Annotated in this window: 18 protein-coding genes; 13 read left to right on the plus strand and 5 right to left on the minus strand. The window is 62.2% G+C overall.

All coding sequences use genetic code 11. The features are described 5' to 3' along the window. Positions 1-52: 52 nt before the first annotated feature. On the minus strand, positions 53-952 hold the full coding sequence (locus EK373_RS18170) for a LysR family transcriptional regulator (RefSeq protein WP_129645137.1): 900 nt from the start codon (positions 950-952) through the stop codon (positions 53-55). 107 nt (positions 953-1,059) lie between these two features. Between EK373_RS18170 and EK373_RS18175 the strand changes: the two genes are divergently transcribed. Next, complete coding sequence (locus tag EK373_RS18175; protein WP_129645138.1) at positions 1,060-1,788, plus strand: SDR family NAD(P)-dependent oxidoreductase; 729 nt, start codon at positions 1,060-1,062, stop codon at positions 1,786-1,788. 10 nt (positions 1,789-1,798) lie between these two features. Further along, positions 1,799-2,263: a RidA family protein gene (locus tag EK373_RS18180; RefSeq protein ID WP_129645139.1), complete on the plus strand. Its 465-nt coding sequence runs from the start codon at positions 1,799-1,801 to the stop codon at positions 2,261-2,263. On the opposite strand, the gene EK373_RS18185 is transcribed toward EK373_RS18180, so the two are convergent. After that, positions 2,260-3,183: a M14 family metallopeptidase gene (locus EK373_RS18185; protein WP_129645912.1), complete on the minus strand. Its 924-nt coding sequence runs from the start codon at positions 3,181-3,183 to the stop codon at positions 2,260-2,262. The two genes, EK373_RS18180 and EK373_RS18185, sit on opposite strands and share 4 nt — an antisense overlap. A gap of 174 nt (positions 3,184-3,357) precedes the next feature. Here EK373_RS18185 and EK373_RS18190 point away from each other — a divergent pair, with 174 nt between their 5' ends. From EK373_RS18190 to iolE, 4 genes are read left to right on the plus strand one after another with little or no spacing between them, the layout of a single operon-like run. After that, the gene (locus tag EK373_RS18190; RefSeq protein ID WP_129645140.1) at positions 3,358-4,179 is read left to right on the plus strand and encodes a 5-deoxy-glucuronate isomerase; all 822 of its coding nucleotides are present in this window, start codon (positions 3,358-3,360) and stop codon (positions 4,177-4,179) included. Further along, positions 4,172-6,133 (plus strand): bifunctional 5-dehydro-2-deoxygluconokinase/5-dehydro-2-deoxyphosphogluconate aldolase, encoded by a 1,962-nt coding sequence (locus EK373_RS18195; protein WP_129645141.1) that lies wholly within the window; start codon positions 4,172-4,174, stop codon positions 6,131-6,133. Before EK373_RS18190 ends, EK373_RS18195 begins: the two co-directional genes overlap by 8 nt. Further along, on the plus strand, positions 6,130-7,968 hold the full coding sequence (gene iolD / locus EK373_RS18200; RefSeq protein WP_129645142.1) for a 3D-(3,5/4)-trihydroxycyclohexane-1,2-dione acylhydrolase (decyclizing): 1,839 nt from the start codon (positions 6,130-6,132) through the stop codon (positions 7,966-7,968). The genes EK373_RS18195 and iolD overlap by 4 nt, the downstream gene beginning before the upstream one ends. Before the next feature lie 22 nt (positions 7,969-7,990). Then, on the plus strand, positions 7,991-8,878 hold the full coding sequence (iolE, locus tag EK373_RS18205) for a myo-inosose-2 dehydratase (RefSeq protein WP_129645143.1): 888 nt from the start codon (positions 7,991-7,993) through the stop codon (positions 8,876-8,878). Between the two features lie 39 nt (positions 8,879-8,917). Here the strand turns inward: iolE and iolG are convergent, their stop codons facing one another. Continuing rightward, entirely contained in the window at positions 8,918-9,907 is a 990-nt protein-coding gene (gene iolG / locus EK373_RS18210; RefSeq protein WP_198683413.1) for an inositol 2-dehydrogenase, read from the minus strand. Between the two features lie 143 nt (positions 9,908-10,050). Then, positions 10,051-10,920 (minus strand): MurR/RpiR family transcriptional regulator, encoded by an 870-nt coding sequence (locus EK373_RS18215; RefSeq protein WP_129645144.1) that lies wholly within the window; start codon positions 10,918-10,920, stop codon positions 10,051-10,053. 216 nt (positions 10,921-11,136) lie between these two features. Here EK373_RS18215 and EK373_RS18220 point away from each other — a divergent pair, with 216 nt between their 5' ends. Both EK373_RS18220 and EK373_RS18225 read left to right on the plus strand, forming a co-directional pair. Beyond that, positions 11,137-13,581 (plus strand): TonB-dependent receptor plug domain-containing protein, encoded by a 2,445-nt coding sequence (locus EK373_RS18220; protein ID WP_198683414.1) that lies wholly within the window; start codon positions 11,137-11,139, stop codon positions 13,579-13,581. Positions 13,582-13,670: 89 nt separating this feature from the next. After that, positions 13,671-15,005: a phytase gene (locus EK373_RS18225; protein ID WP_198683415.1), complete on the plus strand. Its 1,335-nt coding sequence runs from the start codon at positions 13,671-13,673 to the stop codon at positions 15,003-15,005. A gap of 51 nt (positions 15,006-15,056) precedes the next feature. Here the strand turns inward: EK373_RS18225 and EK373_RS18230 are convergent, their stop codons facing one another. After that, a complete protein-coding gene (locus tag EK373_RS18230) occupies positions 15,057-17,084 on the minus strand; it encodes a phytase (protein ID WP_129645147.1) in 2,028 nt (675 codons plus the stop codon). Between the two features lie 107 nt (positions 17,085-17,191). On the opposite strand from EK373_RS18230, the gene EK373_RS18235 reads away from it, so the two are divergent. The 5 genes from EK373_RS18235 (at position 17,192) to EK373_RS18255 (ending at position 24,593) form a co-directional block, all read left to right on the plus strand. Next, a complete protein-coding gene (locus EK373_RS18235; RefSeq protein WP_198683416.1) occupies positions 17,192-18,589 on the plus strand; it encodes an MFS transporter in 1,398 nt (465 codons plus the stop codon). Positions 18,590-18,611: 22 nt separating this feature from the next. Next, the gene (locus tag EK373_RS18240) at positions 18,612-19,493 is read left to right on the plus strand and encodes a PfkB family carbohydrate kinase (protein WP_157994409.1); all 882 of its coding nucleotides are present in this window, start codon (positions 18,612-18,614) and stop codon (positions 19,491-19,493) included. After that, positions 19,490-20,785 carry a metallophosphoesterase gene (locus EK373_RS18245; RefSeq protein WP_157994410.1) on the plus strand — a complete coding sequence of 432 codons (1,296 nt, stop codon included), beginning with the start codon at positions 19,490-19,492 and terminating at the stop codon, positions 20,783-20,785. Before EK373_RS18240 ends, EK373_RS18245 begins: the two co-directional genes overlap by 4 nt. Before the next feature lie 19 nt (positions 20,786-20,804). After that, positions 20,805-22,331, plus strand: coding sequence for a CoA-acylating methylmalonate-semialdehyde dehydrogenase (locus tag EK373_RS18250; protein ID WP_269813692.1), 1,527 nt, complete (start codon positions 20,805-20,807; stop codon positions 22,329-22,331). A gap of 318 nt (positions 22,332-22,649) precedes the next feature. Further along, positions 22,650-24,593 carry a rhamnogalacturonan lyase gene (locus tag EK373_RS18255; protein WP_129645150.1) on the plus strand — a complete coding sequence of 648 codons (1,944 nt, stop codon included), beginning with the start codon at positions 22,650-22,652 and terminating at the stop codon, positions 24,591-24,593. Positions 24,594-24,599 lie beyond the last annotated feature (6 nt).

Raw genomic sequence — 24,599 nt, forward strand, 5'->3', positions numbered from 1 at the left:
TTTTGCCTGGATGGAGCAGCGCTGTGACAGTTGCCTGAGCCCGCGCCAACTATCAATCTCTGCTCCACAGCGGGCTCTTCCAGCTCATCAACGCTGCCAGGAACAATTTCAGTCGCGACGGCAGGAATTTGCGGCCCGGATAGACGGCGAAGACCGGAATGGGCGGCGAAGTCCACTTCGGCAACAACCTGACCAGCGAGCCCTTGGCGATCGGTTCGTCGCAGTACGTGGAGGGCAGCAAGCCGATGCCGTGGCCGCGATAGACGAAGGTGCTGACGGTGCTGAAATCCCGGCTCGAGATCGAGCCTGAGACGTGCACCCGAGCCTTGCGCCGACCGCTGATCAGGTCCCAGGCGGCTTCATTGTTCTTGGCACTGAGCATCACGCAATCGTGCTGCTCGAGATCCGCTGGTTCATTCGGCGGCCTGCGATTCTTCAGATATTCCGGCGCGGCGACGACGTAACGAATGCTCTTGCCCAGCCGGCTCGCGACCACGCTCGAATCCTTGAGGTCGCCGAAGCGGATCGCCACGTCGACGTTCTCCGCGACCAGGTCGAGGAACACGTTGGTGATGTACAGATCCATTCGGATCTGCGGGTGCGCCTTCAGGAACGCCGACAGAAATTCCAGAAACGCCGGCTGGCCCAATACCACCGGCACCGAAACGCGCAGCAGTCCCTGGGGCTCCTGCTGTGCGTGCGTCAGCACGCGTTCGGCATCTTGCAGAAGATTGAGCGGCTCCTGACATTGATCGAAGTAGTCCCGACCCTGTGCAGTCAGGCTGACGCGCCGGGTGGTGCGCCTCAACAGGGTGGCGCCGAGCTGCGACTCCAGCACCGAAAGCCGGCGACTCACCGTCGAGATCGGCATGCCCAGCGAACGCGCCGCGCGGCTGATGCTCTCGTATTGAGCCACTTTCACGAAGATCAGGATGTTGTCGAGGTCCGCCATGGGTCCACTTTGCCATTAATGGAAATCAGATTACAGCGATTCCCATCTAATCAAAGCTGGCGCCGCTCCCGACAATGGCTCCACTCGCAACACATCAGGAGACTCAAATGACCAGCCAACGCAAGACCGTCATCGTGACGGGAGCTTCTCAGGGGATCGGCGCCGGTGTCGCCAATCTGTTTCTCGAGCGCGGCTACAACGTCGTCGCCAACTCACGCAATATCAGCAAGAAGAACGAGCTGCAGCGCTCGGACAATCTGGCGCTGGTCGATGGCGATATCGCTTTGCCCGCGACCGCCGAGAAGATCGTCAAGGTCGCCCTCGAGCGTTTCGGCTCGGTCGACGCGCTCGTCAACAACGCCGGCATCTTTTTCGCAAAGCCGTTTACGGACTACACGGCGGAAGATTTCCGCGCGCTCTCGTCCACCAACCTGGACGGCTTCATCCACATCACTCAGACCGTCATCAAACAACTGCTCGCGCAGAGGTCGGCTGGCAGTGTGGTGAGTATTACGGCCTCGATAGCAAATCATCCGCTCGCAGCGTTGAGCGCGTCCGTGCCGATGATCACCAAGGGCGGTCTCAACGCAGTCACCCGCAGCCTGGCGCTGGAATACGCCAAGCAGGGGATTCGAGTAAACGCCGTGGCTCCCGGTTTGGTAGCGACGCCGCTGCTCGCGAGCGTGCCAGACGATTTTCTGAGGAGCTTGTCGCCCATGGGACAGATCGGCACCACCAAGGACATCGCCGAAGCGGTGTTGTATCTCACGGAGGCAGGTCAGGTGACGGGTGAGGTGCTCCACGTCGACGGCGGTTCGCATGTGGGCAAGTGGTGAGGAGACTTGAATGAACATGAGCGCCGAACAACGGCTCGAACGATCGGGCATCGCTCTGCCGCCAGCGCCAAAGCCGCTCGGAGCTTACGTACCGGCGGTGCAAGTCGGAAACCTGCTGTACTTGAGCGGCACGCTGCCATTGGCAGACAGCGCTCCGAAGTTTCAGGGGCGAATAGGAGCGGATATTGGCATTGAAGACGGACGGAGCGCGGCACGCCTGGCCGCCCTCAATGCGCTCGCGCTAGCCCGGCAGCACTTAGGCTCGCTCGACTCAGTGACGCGCATCGTCCGGCTGACGGTCTCCCTCGCGACGACTGCCGAGTTTCGCGACCACGCCAAAGTTGCCGACGGCGCTTCGGAGTTGCTGGCGAGTGTGTTTGGCGCCGAACAAGCGCCGACTCGCATGGTCTCGGGAGTATTGAGCCTGCCGGCCGGCGCGCCTGTGGTGGTGGAGATCTTGTTAGAGGTCGACTAGCGAGGAGCCATCAACGCAAACTCGATCGCCGCGCACGCCGCGGCGACCTGAGCGTCATTGCACTGCTGGGGCGTGGCGCGTGGGCTGTCGGGATAGACTTCTGTCGTCGTTGTGTAGCGTGCGCCGGTGATGCCGGCGCACAGGCCGAGCTGCCGCATGGCGTATCGAATGATGCCGGGTGCGACCACATCCGAGCCGATGATCTGGCCTTTCTCATCCGCGGGCGCGATGTGAGTCACCTTGCTCACGGCCTCGATGATGGCTTGTTGAAACGCTGGCTGCGGATTCTCGGTGTCATCGACCAGATAGAAGCCGTCGGGAATCAGCTCGGGCTCGGAGGCTTTGCCGTCACGGGCGGCGAGCGCCGGTCGAAACTCGCTTTCGTCGGTGTCGGTCGTCTCGTGCAGGTCGATGTGCAGTAGAAAGCGACCGCGCAGCGGGGCGATCAAGCGCAGCAGTGCAGCCGACTCTTCGGCCGGGCTGTTCTCGCGGAACGAGCGGTTGGGATCGATGGCATTCGCGTTCCATCGATGAATGCGTTCATAGGCCCAGGGGCTCACGCAGGGCGCGACGAGCAAGTTGATCTTGTTCGCATAGTCGGCGGCGCGACGCTCCAGGAATTGCAGGGCGCCGTGCACGCCGCTGGTTTCGTAGCCGTGGACACCGCCAGTCACGAGCGCAACCGGCAGATCATCGCGCCAGCCTCGGCTGCGAACAGCAAACAAACGATAGTGGTCCGGCGGATAGTCGAGGTGGCCGTATACCTCGACATCGAACCGATCCGCCAGCCGTTCGACCGCTTTCACTACATCGTCGTTGTAACTGCGATGTCGAACCTGACGCGACAGCCACAGCGCGCGCTCGGCGGCGCCCCAAGCAACGCCGGGTGTGCCGATGGGATAGGGCGCGGGTGCGGAGATGGTCACGGAGAGCTCCTGGAATGAAAGGCGCCACTTTAACTCAGCGGCCTAGGTCCGGGTCGGCCACGGCTCGCTCGAATTACAATTCCATTATTCCAATGAATTGAAATTTTCATTCCATTGGGTTAGCGTACCGGTCGGGGCGTGTGGCTCGCCGCACATTCAACGACTGGCATGACTAAAGAACACATCACCGCGCACCGACGCGGCTTCGACCGGGGGTTTACGCCCATCGCACGTCAGCTGGAGCCGGACAATCCGTCCCGGATTGGCATCGGCGCGTGGCGTCTGACCGCAAGCGAGCGCTCGGTCCAGCACATCACGTGCGAAACGGCCTGGCTGCTCATGAATGGCGCCGTGCGAGTGACGGTGGGGGAGCGCGCGTTCGAGCTGTCGCGTGACTCGTTGTTCGATGAGTCTGCGAGCTGCATCCATGCTCCGGCGGGTTCTACGATTACTTTCGACGCCTCACGCGACACCGAGATCATGGTGTTCGATTGCGCCAATCTCAGGCCGTTCGAAGCCCGCGTGTTCACTCCGAAGGAGGTGCCGAATGAGCCGCGTGGCCGTGGGCAGGTGGGCGATCGAGCCTTGCGCTATGTCCGGACCATCTTCGATCGGAGCAATTCGCCGGAGGCGGTCGAGCTGGTGCTCGGCGAAGTGGTGACGTTTCCAGGCGGCTGGTCGAGTTATCCGCCGCACCATCATCCGCAGCCGGAGATTTATCACTATCGTTTCACCCGACCGCAGGGGTATGGTCATGCGGAGCTGGGCGACAACGTCGTCAAAGTGATGGAGTACGACACCATCCATATTCCGGCCGGGCTGGATCACGCGCAGTGCGCGGCGCCAGGCTATGGCATGTACTACTCGTGGGTGATCCGCCACTTGCCGGATCGGCCTTACACGATTCCCGACTTCACCGCCGAGCACGCCTGGACTTTGCAAGCCGGCGCTCCTTTCTGGCGCCCGCGCGAGATGGATCACAATGAATAAGACTTTCGACCTGATTTGTCTGGGCCGCGCGGCCGTGGATTTCTACGGCGAGCAGATCGGCGGCCGGCTCGAGGATGTGCGCAGCTTCGCAAAATATCTGGGCGGCTCTTCAGCGAATCTGGCAGCGGGAACTTCGCGTCTCGGTCTGCGCGTATCCATGTTGACTCGCGTTGGAGACGAGCACATGGGACGCTTCGTCCGCGAGGCTTTGCAACGCGAGGGTGTGGATGTGAGCCATGTGGCGACCGATCCAACGCGGCTCACCGCGTCGGTCGTGCTGGGCATCGAAGGCCCGGCAGCTTATCCGCATATCTTCTTTCGCGAGAACTGCGCAGACATGGGAGTGTGCGCGCAGGACTTCGATGAGTCATATATCGCAGGCAGCCGTGCTGTTGCCGTCACGGGCACGCATCTGTCGACCCCAGGTACTCGTGCAGCGGTGGAGCAGGCGTTTCGCTGGGCGCGAGCGAATCGAACGCGCGTCATTCTGGACATCGACTATCGGCCGGTGCTGTGGAAACTGACCAATGCGGGGCAGGGCGAGTCTCGATTCATCGAGTCGGCCGAAGTGACCCAGGCGCTGCAAAGTGTGTTGCCTGATTGCGATCTGGTGGTCGGCACGGAAGAAGAGATCCGGATCGCCGGTGGTTCGGACGATGTGCTTGCCTCCTTGCGTGCAATCCGGCGCAAGACCCACGCGACTATCGTACTGAAGCGCGGCCCCGCCGGCTGCAGCGTCATTTCCGATGAAGTACCGGCGAAGCTGGCAGAGCTTCATACGATCGCGGGATTTCCGGTCGAGGTATTGAACGTGCTCGGCGCGGGCGATGCTTTTCTCAGCGGCTTTCTTTCAGGCTGGCTGCGGGGCAGGCCGCTCGCCGAGTGCGCGCGTCTTGGCAACGCATGCGGGGCGCTGGTCGTATCGCGGCACGGCTGCACGCCGGCGATGCCGAGTGCAGTAGAGCTTCAGGAATTCCTGCACCGAGCCACGAGCCTGCGACGGCCCGATCTCGACGCCGAGCTCTCGCATGTGCACGAGGCCACGACGACTCGCCGGCCGCGTGAATCGTTGTATGTGCTCGCGTTCGACCATCGTCGGCAACTCGAAGAGCTGGCAGACGAGCATGGCGCGTCGCGGGCACGCATCGGCGAATTCAAAGACCTGATCGCTCGTGCCGTCGAGCGTGTGGCTGCGGACGCACGAGATCGAGAGCGTCTGGGCATCATTGTCGATGCGCGCCACGGCTCGGCTGTTCTGAATCGATTCACGGCGCAAGGATTGTGGATCGGCCGTCCCATCGAAACGCCTGGCTCACGCCCGGTGGCGTTCGATCCCCCCGACAATGTCGGCTTGCACCTGACGAGCTGGCCGGTCGCCCACGTCATCAAGTGCCTGGTGTTCTTTCATCCCGACGATCCCATCGAGCTGCGGCTCGCGCAGGAACGCCAGATTCGCACATTGAACGACGCCGCTCGCGCCCAGGATCGTGAGTTGCTGCTGGAGATCATCTGTAGCGGGCGCGGCTTGCCGGTGGACGATACGACCACTGCCCGCGCGTTGACTCGAATATATAACCTCGGCGTGCGCCCCGCGTGGTGGAAGCTGGAGGCGCAATCGCGCGCTGCGTGGCTGAGCATTGCAGAGGTCATCGAGAGGCGCGATCCGCATTGCAATGGGGTGCTGATGCTCGGGCTCGACGCTTCGGAGGAAGCGCTGCAAGCCTCATTCGAAAGCGCGGCGGCCACCCCGGTGTGCAAAGGGTTTGCAGTCGGCCGAAGCATTTTCAATCCGGCAGCGCGAGGCTGGTTTGCCGGCACGCTGAGCGACGAGCAGGTGATCGCCGATATCGCGGACCGATATCAACGATTGATCGACAGCTGGCGCGCATTGCGAGAGAGCCACGCTCGTTTATCCTCGCGAGTCTCCGGTGCTTTGGCGGAGCAGTCCCTATGAGCGATCGAGTCCGCCTGACCGCGAGTCAGGCCGTCGTGCGCTATCTGGCGGCACAACGCACCGTCGTCGACGGCCAGGAAGTCCCGCTGTGTGCTGGCGTGTTCGCAATCTTTGGACATGGCAACGTGGCCGGCATGGGCGAGGCACTGAGCGCGTCTCATGCCGAGCTGCCGACGTATCGGGCCCACAACGAACAGGCCATGGCTCATGCCGCGATTGCTTACGCCAAGACGATGCGTCGGCGTCGGTTCATGGCGTGCACGACTTCTATCGGGCCGGGTGCGACCAACATGGTGACGGCGGCCGCACTCGCACACGTCAATCGATTGCCCGTGTTGTTATTGCCGGGCGATGTGTTCGCCAGCCGTCGGCCGGATCCAGTATTGCAGCAGGTGGAGGACTTCGGCGATCCAACCATCACCGCCAACGATTGTTTTCGTCCGGTGTCGCGCTACTGGGACCGCATTACTCGCCCCGAGCAGCTATTGCGCTCGTTGCCGCAGGCACTGGGCGTGCTTACCGATTCAGCAGAGTGCGGGCCGGTGACGCTGGCGCTGCCGCAGGATGTGCAGGCGGAAGCTTGGGAATATCCCTCCTCCTTCTTCCAGCCTCGGGTCCATGAGGCGACTCGGCTTGGGCCAGACACTCGTCAGCTGACGGCTGCCGCCGAAGCGATCCGGCGAGCGAAGCAGCCGCTCATCATCGCTGGCGGCGGAGTTCACTACGCGCAGGCGTGTGAAACGCTGGCAAGGTTCGCCGAGCGTTTCAGCATTCCGGTAGCGGAGACGCAGGCCGGCAAGGGCGCACTGCGCTGGAACCATCCGCAGAATGTGGGCTCCATCGGGGTCACTGGATCGAGTGCGGCGAACGAGCTGGCCCGCGATGCCGATGTGATCATCGCCATCGGCACCCGGCTGCAGGACTTCACGACGGCGTCGTCGAGTCTGTTCCGCAATCCGCAGCGCCGGTTGATAGCAATCAATGTGTGTCGTTTCGACTCTGCAAAGTTCGGCGCGCTGCAGTTGCAGGGCGACGCGTTACGAGCGCTGAACGAGTTGAATGTTCTGCTGCAGCCGTCATCTGTGCGCGCCGAGTATTCGGCTCGGGTCAAGCAACTCGTGCAGACGTGGAATTCATCGGTAGAGGCTGCCACTGCCGCGTCCGACACTACGCTGCCCACTGATGCGCAAGTGCTTGGCGCCGTCAACCGCACTATTGGAACGAATGGCACGGTCGTATGCGCGGCCGGAGGCTTGCCCGGTGAATTGCACAAGCTGTGGCGTGCTCAGGATAGCGATGCTTATCACCTCGAGTACGGCTACTCGTGCATGGGCTACGAGATCGCCGGCGGGCTCGGGGTCAAGCTGGCAAGGCCTGACCGTAACGTGGTCGTCATGGTGGGCGATGGCAGCTATCTGATGATGAATTCCGAGATCGCCACCGCCATTGCGCTGGGCCTGAAGCTGACGATCGTCCTGCTGGACAACCGCGGCTTCGGTTGCATCAGTCGCCTGCAGAAGAGCTGCGGCGGAGCGGCGTTCAACAACTTGCTCGAAGAGGCTGCGCCCGCCATAGATTTCGTCGCGCATGCTCGCTCCCTCGGCGCCGAGTCGCTCCAGGTCAACAATGTGCGCGAACTCGAGCGCGCACTGAACGACACGCGCCCTAAGACGAGAACCGTCGTGATCGTGATCGACACAGATCCGCATCACAGTACGGCCGCGGGTGGTGCTTGGTGGGATGTCGCCGTGCCGGAAGTGTCCAGCTCCAAGGATGTGTCCGCAGCACACGAGAAATATCGCAAGACGCTCCGCGACGTGAGCGATCTCGAGTAACAAAGTAACCGGTACTTCCTGCATGAATATTCGCATCGGCATCAATCCTCTGACCTGGACCAACGACGACCTGCCATCGCTGGGCGCTGAAACCAGCCTCGAGACCTGTCTGCAGGAAGCCCGCGAAGCGGGCTACACGGGCATCGAGCTCGGCAACAAGTTTCCACGGGTTGCCGCTCAGCTCCGGCCGATCCTGCAGGCTCACGATCTGCAATTGGTGTCCGGCTGGTACAGCGCACGTCTGCTCGAGCGCGATGTCGATGCCGAATGGGATGCGATGAGCGCCCATTTCGAGCTGTTGCACGCGTTGGGTTGCGAGGTGATGGTGTTCGCCGAAGTTTCACGCTGCACGCACGGCGATCAGCGTGCGCCGTTGTCGCAGCGGCCCCATCTCACCAAGGGCGATTGGCAGCGCTTCGGCGAGCGCATGACCCGGCTGGCGGAGAAAATGCGTTCCGCTGGGCTGCGGTTGGCCTATCACCATCACATGGGCACGGTCGTGCAGTCAGCCGGGGATATCGACAATCTGATGCAGGCGACCGGCGATGCGGTCGGCCTGTTGCTCGATTCCGGCCATCTCACCTATGCAGGCGGCGACCCCGCCCAAATGGCACAGCGTTATGCGGCGCGCATCGCGCACGTCCATTGCAAGGATGTACGCCGGTCGGTCCTGGAGCGAGCTCGTAATGAAGACACCAGTTTCTTGAATGCAGTCCTCGAAGGCGTGTTCACGGTGCCTGGCGACGGCATGGTCGACTATCGCAATGTCTTGCAGCCGGTGGCTCGCAGCGGTTATCGCGGCTGGCTGGTAGTCGAAGCGGAGCAGGATCCGGCGGTGGCTACACCGATTGTCTACGCGAAGATGGGCTACACGCATCTGTCGCGGCTCGCGACCGAGCTGTTTGTTTGAAACAAGGCTCCCTCGCGCAAGGCGAGGGAGCCGCGTTCCTCAACTCAACGTCACTGCAACTCCAGTCGTCAACGAGCGCTGCGCGGCATCAGCCAGTAGCAGTGCGCGCCGGCCATCCTCGCCGGTTGCAAGCTCGACCTTGTTGCCGTTGAGCGCGCCGATGAAATCCTCCAGCTCCAGCCGATACGCATCGGCGTAGCGTTCCAGGAAGAAGGGCAGAGCGGGCTCGGTGGTGTAGCCCTGCGTGCCCGCGACAGTCACGCTGGTGGCGGTGTGATTGTTGGCGCTGACCATGCCGGCCGCACCGAACGCCTCGATGCGCTGATCGTATCCAAAGCTGCAACGTCTGCTATTCGCAATCTGGCACAGCCGCCCATCAGCCGTCCGTAGCATCACCATAGCCGTGTCGATATCGCCTGCGGCGCCGATCTCCGGATCGACCAGCGCACTGCCTCGTGCGAACACTTCCACCGGCTCGGCCCCGAGCAGCCAGCGCGCCATGTCCAGATCGTGAATCATCATGTCGCGGAACAACCCACCCGAGCGGCGCACGTAGTCCACGGGCGGTGGCGCAGGATCGCGGCTGGTGATGTGCAACGTTTCCAGCGAGCCGATCGTGCCTGCGGCGATTTCGCGCTTGAGTCGCGCGAAAGAGGGGTCGTAGCGGCGATTGAAACCGAGATACAGCGGCACCCCGGCCGCTTCAGCCTTGCGCATACATTGCGTTGCTCGAGCGATGTCCAGATCGAGCGGTTTTTCGCAAAACACAGGCTTGCCGGCGGCTGCGCAGCGCTCGATCCAATCGGCGTGAGTGTCGGTCGAGCTGGCGATGAGCACGGCGTCAAAGTCGGTTTGCGCCAATGCTTCATCCGGCTTGACGGCGCGACACGACCATTTGCTCGCAAGCTCGGCGGCAGCGCGTGAATCGGCGTCGGTGACGGCTACCAGGCTGGCGCCCGCCCCGCGCACGATGTTCTCTGCGTGGATACGACCGATGCGTCCCGCGCCTATCAATAGAAATCGAATCATTGGTCCCCCTGAAATTTAATACGTATCACCCAGGCACACGGATGTGCCCGCCGCCACAGGCGGCGAACGCAGCGGGGAAAAGTCGCGCCTTTTCCCCGCTGCGCCACAGCGCGAGTGGCAGAATGCCCGAGTCGCTGTTTTTACTAGCGTCCGCGGCCACGTTTTTCCATGTCGAATGCATAACTGATGACCAGCGACTGCGCGAGGCACAGCGACGCGGTCAATGAACGGAACTGGCGCACCTCCGCGTCCTTGATCTCGAACACCAGGTCCGAGGCGGCCGCGATCGGGCTCAAGCGACTGTCGGTGATAGCGATGATCCTGGCCTTCTGCTCGCGCGTGGAACCGACGATCTCCACGGTCTCGGCCGCGTAGGGCTGAAAGCTGATGGCGATCAGCAAATCCTTCGACGTGAGCATGGTGCTCTGTTCGGCCAGCATGCCGGCCACGCCGTCGAGCAGATAGGCACGCTTGTCGACGTGGCGCAGGGCATAGGCGAGATAGGAGGCAACCGGAAAGGAGCGTCGCAGGCCGACGATGTAGACCGCGTTCGCGCCGGCGATCATGTCAACGGCTCGCTCCAGGTCGGCTTTGCGGACGCTGCTCTTCAAATGCTCCAATGCCAGGATGTTGCTGTCCGCGAACTCGTGCATCACGTCCTGGGGAGCAAGCGCGCCCGCGGCGCCCGCACGGCGCGAGAACTGCCGGATGCGCTCGGCATAGCTGGGACTCGGCGCCTGGGTGAGCATCTCGTCCTTGAACAGCTCCTGCATGTCGCTCGCGCCTTCGTAACCGAACGTTTTGGCAAAACGCACGATGGTGGAGGGCTGCACCTCGCAGCGTTCGGCGATGACCGCCAGGGTCTGCAGCGCCATGTCGTTGGGATTCTCCAAGACGTACTTGGCGACCTGCTGCAGACGGGGACTGAGCTCCTCGTATCGGCGCACGATGTCGCCCCGCAGGGTTTCGAGTGTTTTTGCGCTGCTCGCCACGGCTAATTCTCTGAGTGTCATGGAAATTCCCAATCATACGGCCGCTGCAATAAATATTCTATGCAGCTCTGACAGGACGGCCAGCCGCAGCGTGGCGCCACTATAGCAGTTAGAATTTTTATTTCACTAGTTGCGTTCTATGAAATGTTCGTTCTAGACTCTGCTCCAGCTGCACTCGAGTGCGGAACTACAACTCATGCACGATGGAGAGACGCGTCGAGCGTCCAGGGGGAAAAGATGAGACGGTTAAAGCAGGGGAGTGTCCTGGCGAGCGCGGTGTCGATTGCTCTGGCGACGGCGGCAGCCAATGCTGCCGAACCGGGCAAGGAAGACACCCTGGAGTTCATCGAAGTGCTCGCCAAGCGCGTCAACGCGCGCGAGCGCACCGAGCTGGCCGAGCCGGTGCTCACCTATTCCGAAGAGTATTTCCAGCGCTTCGAGCCGCTGTCGGTCGGCGAAATGATGAAGCGCGTGCCGGGCGTGACATTCAGCGACGACGTCGGCGAGTACGCGGCGCCGTCGTTGCGCGGCATCGGCTCGGAATACACCCAGATCCTGATCAACGGCCGGCGCATCTCCGGCTCGGGCAATGACAATACCGTGCTGGTGGATCGCATTCCCGCCGAGCTGGTCGAGCGGGTGGAGATCATCCGCAGCCCGACCAGCGATATGGACAGCCAGGGCATCGGCGGCACGCTGAACATCATTCTCAAGGAAGGCGCCGAATTCAACGGCGGCATCTATCGACTCGGCGGCTACTACATCGACGGCGAGACCCGGCCCAGCGCCTTCGTCTCGTACGGTCACACCAACGACGCCGTGCAGTGGGGTACGTCGCTCAACTATCAGGAGCGCTTCAATCGCAAGCAGGTGTATTCGGTCGAGCGAGTGCTGGACGGCGAGGGCAACGCCGAGCCCGAATTCAAGACCACCATCGAGCCGGACGAGCGCGACACCCGCGATATCGCCTGGACGGGCGACCTGGCTTTCAAGCTCGATGGCGGCCAGGAGTTGCAGTTCAACTCGTTGTTTGTCGATACCGACCGGGTCGAGCACGAGTTCGAGCGCGCCTTCGAGGCCGAAGACGATGACGGCGACCTTGACTCGGGCGCCGAGCAGACCAATCAGACCGATGCATTCCGTGAGCGCAACTGGATGCTGGCCGCCACGTTCACCGCGCCCACCGACGGCGGCAATTCCTGGGAGGTCTCGGCGAGCTACGACCGCACCGAGGGCGAAGCGAAAGAAACCAATTATCTGGTCGACATGGATTTCGACTTCGCGAGCGTCGGCTTGAATACGGGCGACGACATCCTGCCGTTCCTGTCTTCGTTCAACGATCCGCAGTTGAACGAGCAGTTCCGCGCCAACAGCACCCAGTTCGGCCACGAGATCGATGTGTTCGACAACATCGACAGCATCGAGAACGAGGACAGCGAGGACTCCGAAGCCAAGGCGGGCGGCAAGTTCAAATGGAAGTTCACCGCCGCGACCCTGAGCGTCGGCCTCGATTATGTGCTGAAAAAGCGCGATTACAGCTTCAACGTGCAGGAGATCGACGACGGCCAGCTGGTCACGCTCGATGACTTGTTCAGCATTTTCAACGTCGACGACGAGCGCATCGCCGGCTTCGTGCAATGGGGCCTCGACGTCACCGACAGCACCAAGGTCGAGCTCGGCGTGCGTGGCGAGCAGACCAACCTGGAAATCACTTCGACCGTCGCCGGGCCGGTCGCCGATGCGGCCGCCGCGCTCAGCTCGCTGGGACTGAACGTGCAGGGCAATCAGATCGCGGTCGACAACGACTACTTCGAGCTGAACCCGACAGCGCACATCCGCTGGGACGCGACCGATTCGCTGCAGCTGAGACTGTCGGCGGCGCGCACCGTGCGCCGCCCGAGCTTCGACGAGCTCAATCCGACGCTGCTGCTCGACGAAGACGAGAGCGTGCTGGGCAATCCGACCCTGGATCAGGAAACCGCGCTCGGACTCGACGGCGGCTTCGACCTGCGCCTGAACGCCGAAGATGCGGTGCTCGGCGTCAACGCGTTCTACCGGCGCATCGAGAACAAGATCGAGCTGAACGGCGTCGGCGACGCGGTGAACGCCATCTTCCAGGAGCAGATCGACGACGAGATCGAAGCCACGCAGTATGTGAACAATCCCAACAAGGGCACGATCTACGGCATCGAGTTCGATCTGAGCTATCCGCTGGAGGTGATCGGAGCGCCGAATTTCCACGTGTTCGCCAATTACACGTACGTGCACTCCGAGATCCGCGATGCCAACAGCAACTTCCCGGTCGACCGGCGCTTCTCCATGCAGCCGGACTACATCTACAACGTCGGCTTCGACCATCTGATCGAGGGCTGGGCGCTCACCTGGGGCTCGAGCTATCAGAAGCGTGGCGCGGCCGAAGAATGGGTCGACTCGGGCGCCGCGACCAAGGAAGTCGCCGATGTGACTTTCGAGGGCAACCTCGAAGTGTTCCTCGAGAAAACGTTCGCGGAGCGCTATGTCGTGCGCGTGGCCGCGCAGAACCTGCTCGATGCCAAGCGCAAGGATGTGACTCGCATCTACGAATCGGCCGCGCAGTACAACGCGCGCACTCCGGTCAGCTCCGAGATCGATCAGGAAGAGTCGGATCCGTGGATCATTCTCACGTTCCGCAGCACCTTCTGAGCTGATTCCTTTCCTACCGCACGTCGATGGATGGCGCTCGCATTCGCGAGCGCCTCGATGCCCCGTTGTCACACCCAAAGGAGGGTTCCATGTCGAAAGTGCACTCCGTTCTCGCGCTTGCAGTACTCAGCGCGCTCACTTCAGGGCTCACGCAGGCGGCGCAAGTGCAGGCCGTTCGTGAGACTCCGCCGTCGCTCGATTATGACGATGGCGAACATCTGGCAAACGCCGACGATCCGGCGATCTGGGTCCATCCCAACGAGGATCGCCAGCACAAGAGCCTGGTCGTCGCCACCTTGAAGGAAGGCGGCATCGATGTTTACGACCTGCAGGGCCAGCTGTTGCAGCACATCCCCGGGCTGCCGCACCCGAATCCCGACTATCCCCGCCAGCGTTTCAACAACGTCGATCTGGTGTACGGGTTCAAGCTTGGCTCGCGCACCGTGGATCTGGCGGTAGCGACCGACCGCGGCTTCGATCGGCTGGCGATTTTCGAGATCAACAAGAGCGGTTCCGATGCGGCCGTGCCGCTGACCGAAGTGACCAAGCCCGGCTTGCCGTTCGTTTTCGCGGCCGACCAGGACGAAGTAAATGACGAACTGACGGTGATGGGCATCGGCACCGCGAAGCTGGCGAATGGCCAGACCGTCGCATTCGTCACGCGTAACGATCGTTCGCAAGCCGCCAAGTTCCGTTTGTACGACGCGGGCGGCGGCAAAGTGGGTTACGCGCCGTTGGTGCGTTTCAACTTGCCATCGCAGTTCACGTTGCCGAACGGGCAGCAGTGGGTGCCGTGCCAGGACGAGGACGGGCTGACGCCGATGGCGGAGGGCACGGTGATCGATCGGGATCGCGGCTACGTTTACATCGGTCAGGAAGCGGTCGGACTGTGGCGCACGACCATCGACAATCCCGGCGCAAATCTGCAGTTGATCGACAAAGTGGATACGTATGGCACGCCGTACACGCGCACCTGGGATGCGGAGGAAGAGGAATATGTATGTGAATACCAGACGCAGCAGGATCCAGGCTATGGCGGGCGGCTGACGCGCGACGTCGAAGGCGTGACCTTGTACGAGGCGGACGACGAAGAGGGTTATGTGATCGTCTCGAGCCAGGGCAACAACGAGTATCTGGTGTATGACCGCGAAGACAACGACTACGTCGGCAAATTCTCGATCGTGGACGGCATGGTCGACGGCACGCAGGAAACCGATGGCATCGGCGTCAGCAACGCCGATTTTGGCGGCGCGTTCGACGACGGCTTGTTCGTGGCCATGGATGGCGGCAATACCCCGGACATCCTGGATCCGGAAGGCGAGGTCATCGAGAACACCAATTTCAAGTTCGTGCAGTGGGAGGACATTGCCGATCAGCTCAACCTGATCGTCGATGACGAGCACGACATTCGCGATCTGGATTGATTGCTCGAGGCCGAGTCAGGCGCGCCCGCGAGGGCGCGCCTTTTTTGTTTGTCATTCCTTGCGCAGTGAGCGCAGCGCATCCTGCCATGACACGTACTTGAAGTTCTGGCGTTCGGCCGGCATCAGGTTGCGGCCGTCCTGCACGACCAGCAAGCCCTCCGGAAAGCGCTGGCCCAGCGGCGCGCTCACGATATCCAGCCCATCGGTTTCGGAAGCACCGTCGATCCCCGCCTCGCTGTTCGCGACCACGGCGAACTTGCCGAGATATTCGTTGCCGTCTTCGCGACGATACACCGCGTAATTGTCTTCACCCTGATTCGATACGACCAGATAACCGGTGCCGTTTGCACCGTAGTAAATCGACAGGCCTTCGATGTCATCCTTCAGGCGCCCTTTCTCGACAGTGTCGATGGACGTGCGACGCGAGCCGCCCCGCGGCTCGGCGGAATATTTCCATAGAGCCACGTCTTCCTCAGCGACATACAAATGGCCCAGCTCGTCGTCCGCCGCACAACCTTCGGCTTGCGAGCCGACCTCGATTTCACGCACCAGCTCGCCGGCGATCTTTCCGGCCCTGGCTGCGATCCGCCATTGGCGAATGCGACCGTCGGCACTGTCATTGGCAAAGACGTAATAGGCGCCATTCTTGGAGCTTCGGTACATACACAGGCCGTAGGGATCGTCGAATCCGGTGGCCAGGTCGCCGCCGGGCAGTGCGTGCAGTTGTCGCGCCTGGGCATCGTAGCGATACAGGCTGATCGATTTGCGCGTTCGATTGGTTGCGGCCACGAGCGTGATGGTGCGTCCGCCGAAGGTGAAGCCGTCACGCACGTCCACATTGTTCATGCGGCCGTCCGGGACGCTGTGAATCAACTTGCCATCCAGGTCATAAACGTTGAGACCCAGTTTTTTGTCGGTCGCGATGACGACGCTGCGGCCGGGATCCTGACGATCGACCCAGATCGCCGGATCGTCGGCGGCATCGCCGAAGCTGGCCACCGGCTCGCTCTCCGCAACCGGCAATACTGCGCCCGGAACGAACTCGCTGGCCGCAGCGCCGCTCTGCGCCGTCGGCAGGTTCAATGATTTCGCGAGCGCGCTCAACGACACCAGCTTGTAGTCGCCGGCGTCTTCGTCGGCAACGATCAGCACGCCATCGGGCAACGCGTCTCCGAGCGGCGCGGCGGCAATCGTCAATCCTTCGGCGTCACCGATTTGATCGGGCGCGCCCAGTTGGACTCGGCGCGGCTCGCCATTGGGCAACGTATAGGCGACGAATCCATCCGCATCGCGCGCCAACAAGAAGGTCGTGCCGTTTGCAGCACGATGGACCGCAACTCCTTTGACTTCTTCGCTCAGTCCGCCGCGTGGCGCGACGAGGTCGACGGCTTCGCGTACCGTATCCGCCTCAGGTTCCGCTGCGATACTCCATACGCCGACGGATTCTTCGCTGAAGTACACGCGACGACGAGCATCGTCGACTGCGCAATGACCGACGCCTTTGCCTGCTGCGATCCTGCGCACCATACGACCGGCAATCTGCTGCGCCTGGGGAAACAACTCCCACTGCTCCAACTGGCCCTGGCCGGTCGAGACGAACACGTAGAGCTTGTTCGTCAGCGGGCTCACATAGGAGCACAGGCCGGTAATCTCATCCTCGATGGGCAGGGGCTGCGCAGCGACGTCGCTCAACTTGCGATTCCCTGCATCGAAGCGGAAGGCTCGAACGGCGCCGGCGCGTTGGTCGCTGACCAGCACGAGTTTGTTGAGAGTCTCCGGCAGGCTCGCTCGATCCGGGACATCGACGAACCCGACTTCGACCTGATCGAATGCCGCGACTCGCTGACCGGCCAGATCGTGAATTTCCAAGCCGCCTTCGCCGGCCGCCACGATCAACAAGCTATTCGCGGGTCGCGCTGGATCCCGCCACACGGCGGCATCGAGTGCGAATTTGTGCGAGGTGGGCTGCGTAGTTCGGTCCACCGGCACGCTGACGGCTGGATTCTGTTGTGTCGACGATTGCGCCTGCCACCCCAACAGGCCAAGCGCGAGGGAGGTCAGAAGCGGAGGGTATTTCATAGCGTCTCTCTTGATGGAATGCCGGTAATTGGACTTGGAATATTTTTTCCATTGTTTTAAGCTAATGGAAATCAAATTTCAATCATCGGCATTGACGAGGGGGGCGCGTGAGCGCTGGCGAACCGGAGATCGACGGTCTGCGATTGGCGGGGAGGGCTTCGGCATTGAGCTCATTGCTGAAGTTCTTCGCGACCGGTGCGGATCGTCCCGTGCTCCAGGATGCCGCCGCGGTGGACGCCCTGTTTCGCTATCACCGCGTGCGAGTGATGGTCGCGATCACGCTCTGCTACGGTGTGATCTATACGTGTCGCCTGGCGCTCGGCGTCGTGAAGAAGCCGCTCATCGACGCCGGCGTGTTCGGTCCTGCCGAGCTGGGCATGATCGGCTCCGCGCTCTTTTATGCCTATGCCATCGGCAAGCTGACCAACGGCTTTCTGGCCGATCACGCCAACATCAAAAGATTTCTCGCGTTGGGCTTCTTGTTGAGCGCGCTGTGCAACGTGGGAATGGGCTTCTCCACCACTGTTGCCGTGTCGGTGCTGCTGTGGGGACTGAACGGCTGGTTCCAGAGCTTTGGAGCGCCAGCCAGCGTCGTCGGCATCACCGCCTGGTTCAGCAATCGAGAGCGGGGCCGCATCTATGGAATCTGGAGCACCGCGCACTCGATCGGCGAGGGGCTGACGTTTCTAGTAGTGGGCGCGCTGGTCGCGACGCTCGGGTGGCGGTGGGGCTTCTGGGTGCCGGGACTGATCGGGATCGTGATCGCCGCGATGGTGTACCGCTTCGTGCAGGATCGGCCGCGAACGTTGGGTTTGCCGACCGTTGCTGACTGGCGCAACGATCACTATGCCCAGGTGAGCGCTCAGCAACAGAGCACCTTCGCCACGCAGCTGTCGATCGTGAAGATCGCGCCCATCTGGATTCTCGCGCTGGCGAGCTCGACCATCTACATCACGCGCTACGCCATCAACTCGTGGGGCGTGCTGTATTTGCAGGAGGCGCGCGGCTATTCGCTGACCATGGCCGGTACCTTGCTGATGATCAGCACGATCGCGGGCATGGTGGGCGCGATCTCGTACGGATTCATCTCGGATAAGGTCTTCCACGCGCGCAGGCCGCCGACGAACCTGGTGTTCGCCATCGTCGAGCTCACGGGCCTGGTGTTGATTTTCTTCGGGCCGGCGAACACGTCCGTGCTGATGCTCGGCATGGTGCTGTTTGGCATTGGCTTGACCGGGCTGGTCACGGCGCTCGGCGGATTGTTCGCGGTCGACATCTGTCCGAAACGGGTCGCCGGCGCCGCCATGGGCCTGATCGGCATTTTCAGCTATCTCGGCGCTGCCATCCAGGAAAACGTCAGCGGGCATTTGATCGAGCGCGGCATGAGCGTCGTCGATGGCGTCCGCACTTATGACTTCAGCACGGTGATCTGGTTCTGGCTCGGCTCGTCGTTGTTGTCGATGCTGCTTGCCGCCTGTCTGTGGCGCGTGAAGTTGCACGATTGAGATTCATTGGGGGGACATTCGCTTGCACACGTTCGACTTTGTTTCTATCGGCGCATACACCAAGGACACTATCGTCACGCGCACCGGCACTCGCCAGGTTCATGGCGGCGGATACAGCTATTCGGCACACGCCGCGCGCTTGCTGGGTCAGCGCGTCGGCGCCGTCACTCGGCTGGCGAGGGAGGACATCGAGTCCACTCGACTGTTGAAAGAGGCGGGCGTGGAAGTGATGGTGCGAGAGTCGGCCAGGTCGACCGTGATGCGGCTGGAGTATCCGACGGCCAACGTCGACGAGCGCATCCTGACGGTCACCGACATCGCCGATCCATTTCAGATCGAGGACATCGCCAGCGTACGCGCCGAGGCAATACTCATCAGCGCGTCCATTCGCGGTGAAGTGTCGCTGCCGGTGGTGAAAACAGTTCGTGAGCGCGCGCGCTTGCTCGGAGTCGATGTGCAAGGGTTCGTTCGCATCGTCACGCCCGAAGGCAAGCTCACGTACCAAGGGTGGCCGGAAATGTCGGAAGTGCTGGCGCTGGTCGACGTGCTCAAGACCGACGCGGTGGAAGCGGAGTTCCTCACTGGCCAGTCGGACATCCGCGTCGCGGCCCGGAAGCTCGCCTCGTATGGTCCGAAGGAAATCGTGTTGACGCACAAGGACGGTTTGCTCGTGCTGGCGAATGGCGAATATTTCGAGCAGCCGTTCCGACCGGAGGAGTTGCGGGGGCGCAGCGGTCGTGGTGACACCTGCGTTGGCTCTTATCTTTCCGGCCGCTTGCAGATGACACCGGAGCAGGCGACCCGCTGGGCCGCGGCGCTGACCAGCTTGAAGCTCGAAGCGGAAGGGCCGATCCGTCGTACGCGCGCGGACGTGGAGGAGTTGATCCGGAGACAGTACTCGTGAAGCTTCTGAAGAACTCGATTGGGTTATCGGCGGTCGCGCTGCTGCTGAGCGCGACGCTGCTCTCCTGCACGTCCGTCGACGTAAATCCCAAGCAGCAAGCGGCGCAGCCGTCGACCGATGTTTCGATACTGGTGTTCGGCGACAGCGGCTATCACTACGACTATCTCGAAGCCGAGGACTACGAGATCGTCGTGACCGAAGAGAGCTTCAAGGAAAAGGAGCGGCGCGACTGGATCGAGGACAAGCGGCCCATCGACGAGCTCGCTTTCTCGCCCATGTACCGCCTGCCGCGTAACGGCAGCATGATCACGGCCAGCGGACTCGAGCCGGTTGCGAATGCCATGCAGGCGTACTGCGCCGGCGCGGCGGACTGCGACTTCGGGGTGATGCTCGGAGATAACATCTATCCTGATGGTGCGACTGCCAACGCGGACGGGCGCGACACGCAGCGGTTCCGTGATCTGTTCGTGACGCCGTTCGCGGGTCTCGGTCGCAGGCACGACGACTTCCGCATCTATTCGGTGCTGGGCAATCACGACTGGCGGACCTCCCGCGAGGGCGCGATGGCTCAAGTCCAGTTCCTCGAGCAGACGCGACCGTTCTATATGGATGGGCTGTTTTATCGCGTACAGCCGCCCGCGGCTCATGGCGACGTGGAGGTGTTTGCAATCGACACGGAAGTGCTGCTCTCGGCAACCACCGTTTACAAGGCGACGCTCGCGGACGATGCGAGCGAGGTGCGCAGTGAGAAACGCGAGAAGCCGTTGAAGTGGGCGGTCCCGCAGACCGACGCCGAGCGCAACATGGTCGCGTGGCTCGAAGATTCGCTGCGCAGTTCCAAGGCCCATTGGAAAATCGTCATCGGACATCACCCGCTGTGGTCCGCGGCGGGCAGCAAATTCGAGCAGGCCCATGCATTGCGCCGGCTCATCCTGCCCACGTTGTGTCGGTATGCGGACATCTATCTCGCCGGTCATGAGCACACCATGGAAGTGCACACCGACGATTGCTCGCAAACCGACGCCGGCGCGCTCGATCCGCTGCCGCAAATCGTGTCGGGCAGCGCTGCGAAGATGCGCCCGATCAATAGCGCGTTCATTCGCAACCAGCTCGCCAGCTATCCGCAGTTGCGCACTCTCTACGCCAAGGGACTGACCTGGGGCTTCGCGCATCTGAGCATCGAAGGCGACAAAGCGACGGTGAAGATCATCGAAGTACCCACCGACGGCTCCGGCGGGTCGCGCGTCACTTTCGAACAATCGTTTGCACGCCGGCGCCAGGTCGCGTCGTAGTCGTTTCCCAGGAGTCTCCATGAATATGCAAGTTGCGACGTCCGCAGACGGGCTGCGGACCTTGGGTCATTTTGTCGACGGCAATGTGCGCGCCGGCGCGAGCGGCCGATTCGGCCAGGTTTTCAACCCTGCGACAGGCCAGGTTGCGGCGCGCGTGAGCTTCGCGTCCACGCAGGAAACGCAGATGGCAATCACGGCGGCGCGCAAAGCTTTGCCGTCGTGGGCTGCAACGCCTCCCGTTCAGCGTGCGCGAGTGATGTTCCGCTTCAAAGCGTTGATGGAGGCGCACATCGACGAGCTTGCGGCCCTCATCACCAGCGAACATGGCAAGGTGCTATCGGATGCTCGCGGCGAAGTGAGTCGCGGGCTGGAGGTCGTGGAGTTCGCCTGCGGCATTCCTCATCTGCTCAAGGGCGAATTCTCCGATGATGTCGGCCGCGCCATCGACAGCTGGTCGCTGCGCCAGCCTGTCGGCGTCTGTGCAGGCATTACGCCGTTCAACTTCCCAGCGATGGTGCCATTGTGGATGTTTCCTATCGCGCTGGCCTGCGGCAACACGTTCGTGCTCAAGCCTTCCGAGAAGGATCCGTCGTGCGCACTGCGCCTGGCGCAGTTGTTGAGCGAAGCCGGGTTGCCCGCGGGAGCCTTCAACGTCGTGAATGGCGATCGCGAATCGGTGGACGCACTGCTGAGTCATCCGGAGATCGCGGCCGTGAGTTTCGTCGGCTCGACGCCCATCGCCCAACACATCTACGAGACGGCTGCCCGGCACGGCAAGCGGGTGCAGGCGCTCGGCGGGGCGAAGAATCATATGGTCGTCATGCCGGATGCGAACCCAAAACTCGTTGCGCAGGCATTGATGGGCGCGGCGTATGGATCGGCGGGTGAGCGATGCATGGCGATCTCGGTCGCAGTCGCGGTGGGCGATGCCGGCGATCGACTGGTCGAAGAGCTCAAGCCGATGATTGCCGCGCTCAAGATCGGCAATGGCGCCAACAAGGAAGTCGAGATGGGGCCGCTGGTAACCCGAGAGCACCTGGAGCGAGTGCGCAGCTACATCGACATTGGTGTGCAGGAAGGGGCGACTCTGGTGGTCGATGGCCGTTCTAGATCCGTGCCTGGTCACGAGCAAGGTTTCTACCTCGGCGCGACCCTGCTGGATCACGTGAAGACCCACATGCGTGTCTATAAGGAAGAGATCTTCGGTCCGGTGCTCGCCATCGTGCGTGTGCCGGATCTTGCCAGCGCGCTGAAGCTCATCGAGGAACACGAGTTCGGCAATGGCACCTCGATCTACACCAATGACGGCGACGCGGCGCGAACGTTCTGCCACCAGGTGCAGGCAGGCATGGTGGGCGTCAATGTGCCCATCCCGGTGCCCATGGCGTTTCACAGCTTCGGCGGCTGGAAACGCTCCCTGTTCGGCGACCTGCACGTGCACGGTCCGGACGGCGTGCGCTTCTACACTCGCATGAAAACGATGACCGCTCGCTGGCCAACAGGAATCCGCAGCATGGCCGAATACGTCATGCCGGTCATGAAGTAACCCCATGCGCCCGCTCGCTTTTTCCGTGTGCCGCTCCTCGCGGCACGGCCTCCCTGCGCGCCGCCGGAATCCCTGGACACCCATCGATCTCCGTCGTCTGCGCGAGCTCGCATCGATGGGTGTCCAAGTCTGCGACATCGCCTTGGCGTTGCGGCGCAGCGAGTCGGCCATTCGAAACAAGGCGGGCTTGCACGGTATTTCGCTGGCGGGCGCGGCGGCTGGTTGCAAAAATAATCAATAAAGAGCAAATTCGGGCAAATCCGATTAGGGGGCGTCATCCGGGCGGCGAGAGCCGCTCATATATAAAAGGAGTGCTCGATGGACCAGCTGAAAGGATGGCGGCGGGGGATTGCCGCTGGTTGTATTGGACTGTTGTTGCCGATTGTTCAAGCAGGCGCGGAGACCGACAGCCCCAGTCGGTTGCCGGCCAGGCAGGCTGAGTTTCTGGACCGCGGACTGGTGGCGGTGCAGACGGACGGAGGAGTGTTTCTCAGCTGGCGATTGCTCGGCAGCGAGTCGTACGACGCGGGCTTCAATCTCTACCGCAACGGTAGAAAGCTCAATCGCAAGCCGCTGACCTCGACGACGAATTACCTGGATCCTGCCGGAACGGCGGGTTCGACTTACACAGTTCGCCGTGTGTTCGACGGCCGAGAGCAGCCGCTCGCCGCGTTCTTCGAGGCCGTGACACAAGGACGGCGCGGCAGGGCGGACTCCGCCGAAGTCTGGGAAGGCTCCTATCTTCCAATTCCGTTGCAGCGGCCGGCTGACGGGGTGACGCCGGTAGGCGAGGCGTACACCTATCGCGCCAACGATGCGAGCGTGGGCGATCTGGACGGCGACGGTGAATATGAGATCGTACTCAAGTGGGATCCTTCGAATCAGAAGGACAACTCACAAAGCGGCTACACCGGCGAAGTCTTCGTCGATGCCTACAAGCTCGACGGCACGCTGCTCTGGCGCATCTCGTTGGGAAGAAACATTCGGGCTGGCGCGCACTACACGCAGTTCATGGTGTACGACTTCGACGGCGACGGCAAAGCGGAAGTCGCGATGAAGACTGCCGACGGCTCCACCGACGCTCGAGGCACGGTCATCGGCGATCCCGCCGCGGACTATAGAAACACCGCCGGCTACGTGCTCAGTGGCCCGGAATATCTGACGATGTTCGATGGCGCCACTGGCAAAGCGCTGGCGACCATCGACTACGTGCCGGCACGCGGTACGGTCGAGTCGTGGGGGGATAACTACGGCAACCGCGTCGATCGGTTCCTGGGCGGCGTGGCTTATCTCGATGGCCGGCATCCGAGCCTGATCATGAGCCGCGGTTACTACACGCGCACTGTTATTGTGGCGTGGGATTGGAAACATGGCCAGCTCACGCAGCGCTGGGTCTTCGACTCGGACGTCTCAGGCGCGGAGTATCGCGGGCAAGGCAATCATCAGCTGGCGGTGGCCGATGTAGACAGCGATGGCAAGGACGAGATCGTCTTCGGCGCCATGACCATCGATGATAACGGCACGGTGCTGTACAACACCGCGCTGGGCCACGGCGATGCGTTACACGTCGGCGACCTCGATCCCAATCGCCCTGGATTGGAAGTGTTCAAAGTCATGGAGTCGAGAACGTCGCCATACGGACTCGCCTCCTGGGATGCGGCGACCGGCGCAATCCTGTGGGGCAAGCTCACGGCGGCGGACACGGGGCGCGGAATGTCCGCTGACATCGATCCCACGCATCCCGGTGAGGAAATGTGGTCCAGCGCTGGCGGCGGACTACACACCGCGACGGGTGACCCGCTCACGGGCGTTCCCTCGACCATCAACTTCGGCATCTGGTGGGATGGCGATCTGTCGCGCGAGCTGCTCGATCACACCTACGATTCCGTGGCGGGCGCGGGTGTCGGACGCATCGACAAATGGGACTATTTGAACAGCGTGTCGGCGCCCATCCTGGTCGCGGCCGGTACTTATTCCAACAACGGCACCAAGGGAACGCCGGCGTTGCAAGCCGACATTCTCGGCGATTGGCGTGAAGAGGCGATCTGGCGCTCGCAAGACAGCAGCGAGCTGCGCATCTACACGACGACCGCGCCCACGGAATATAAGCTGCGCACGCTCATGCACGATCCGACGTATCGTTTGGCGGTGGCCTGGCAGAACGTTGCTTATAACCAGCCGCCGCACCCCGGCTTCTTTCTGGGAACCGACATGAAATTGCCGCCGGCTGCCCGGTTGTACTTTCCACGACCGCGGAGGTAAGTAATA

The organism is Peristeroidobacter agariperforans, assembly GCF_004138335.1.
GTDB lineage: Bacteria > Pseudomonadota > Gammaproteobacteria > Steroidobacterales > Steroidobacteraceae > Steroidobacter > Steroidobacter agariperforans.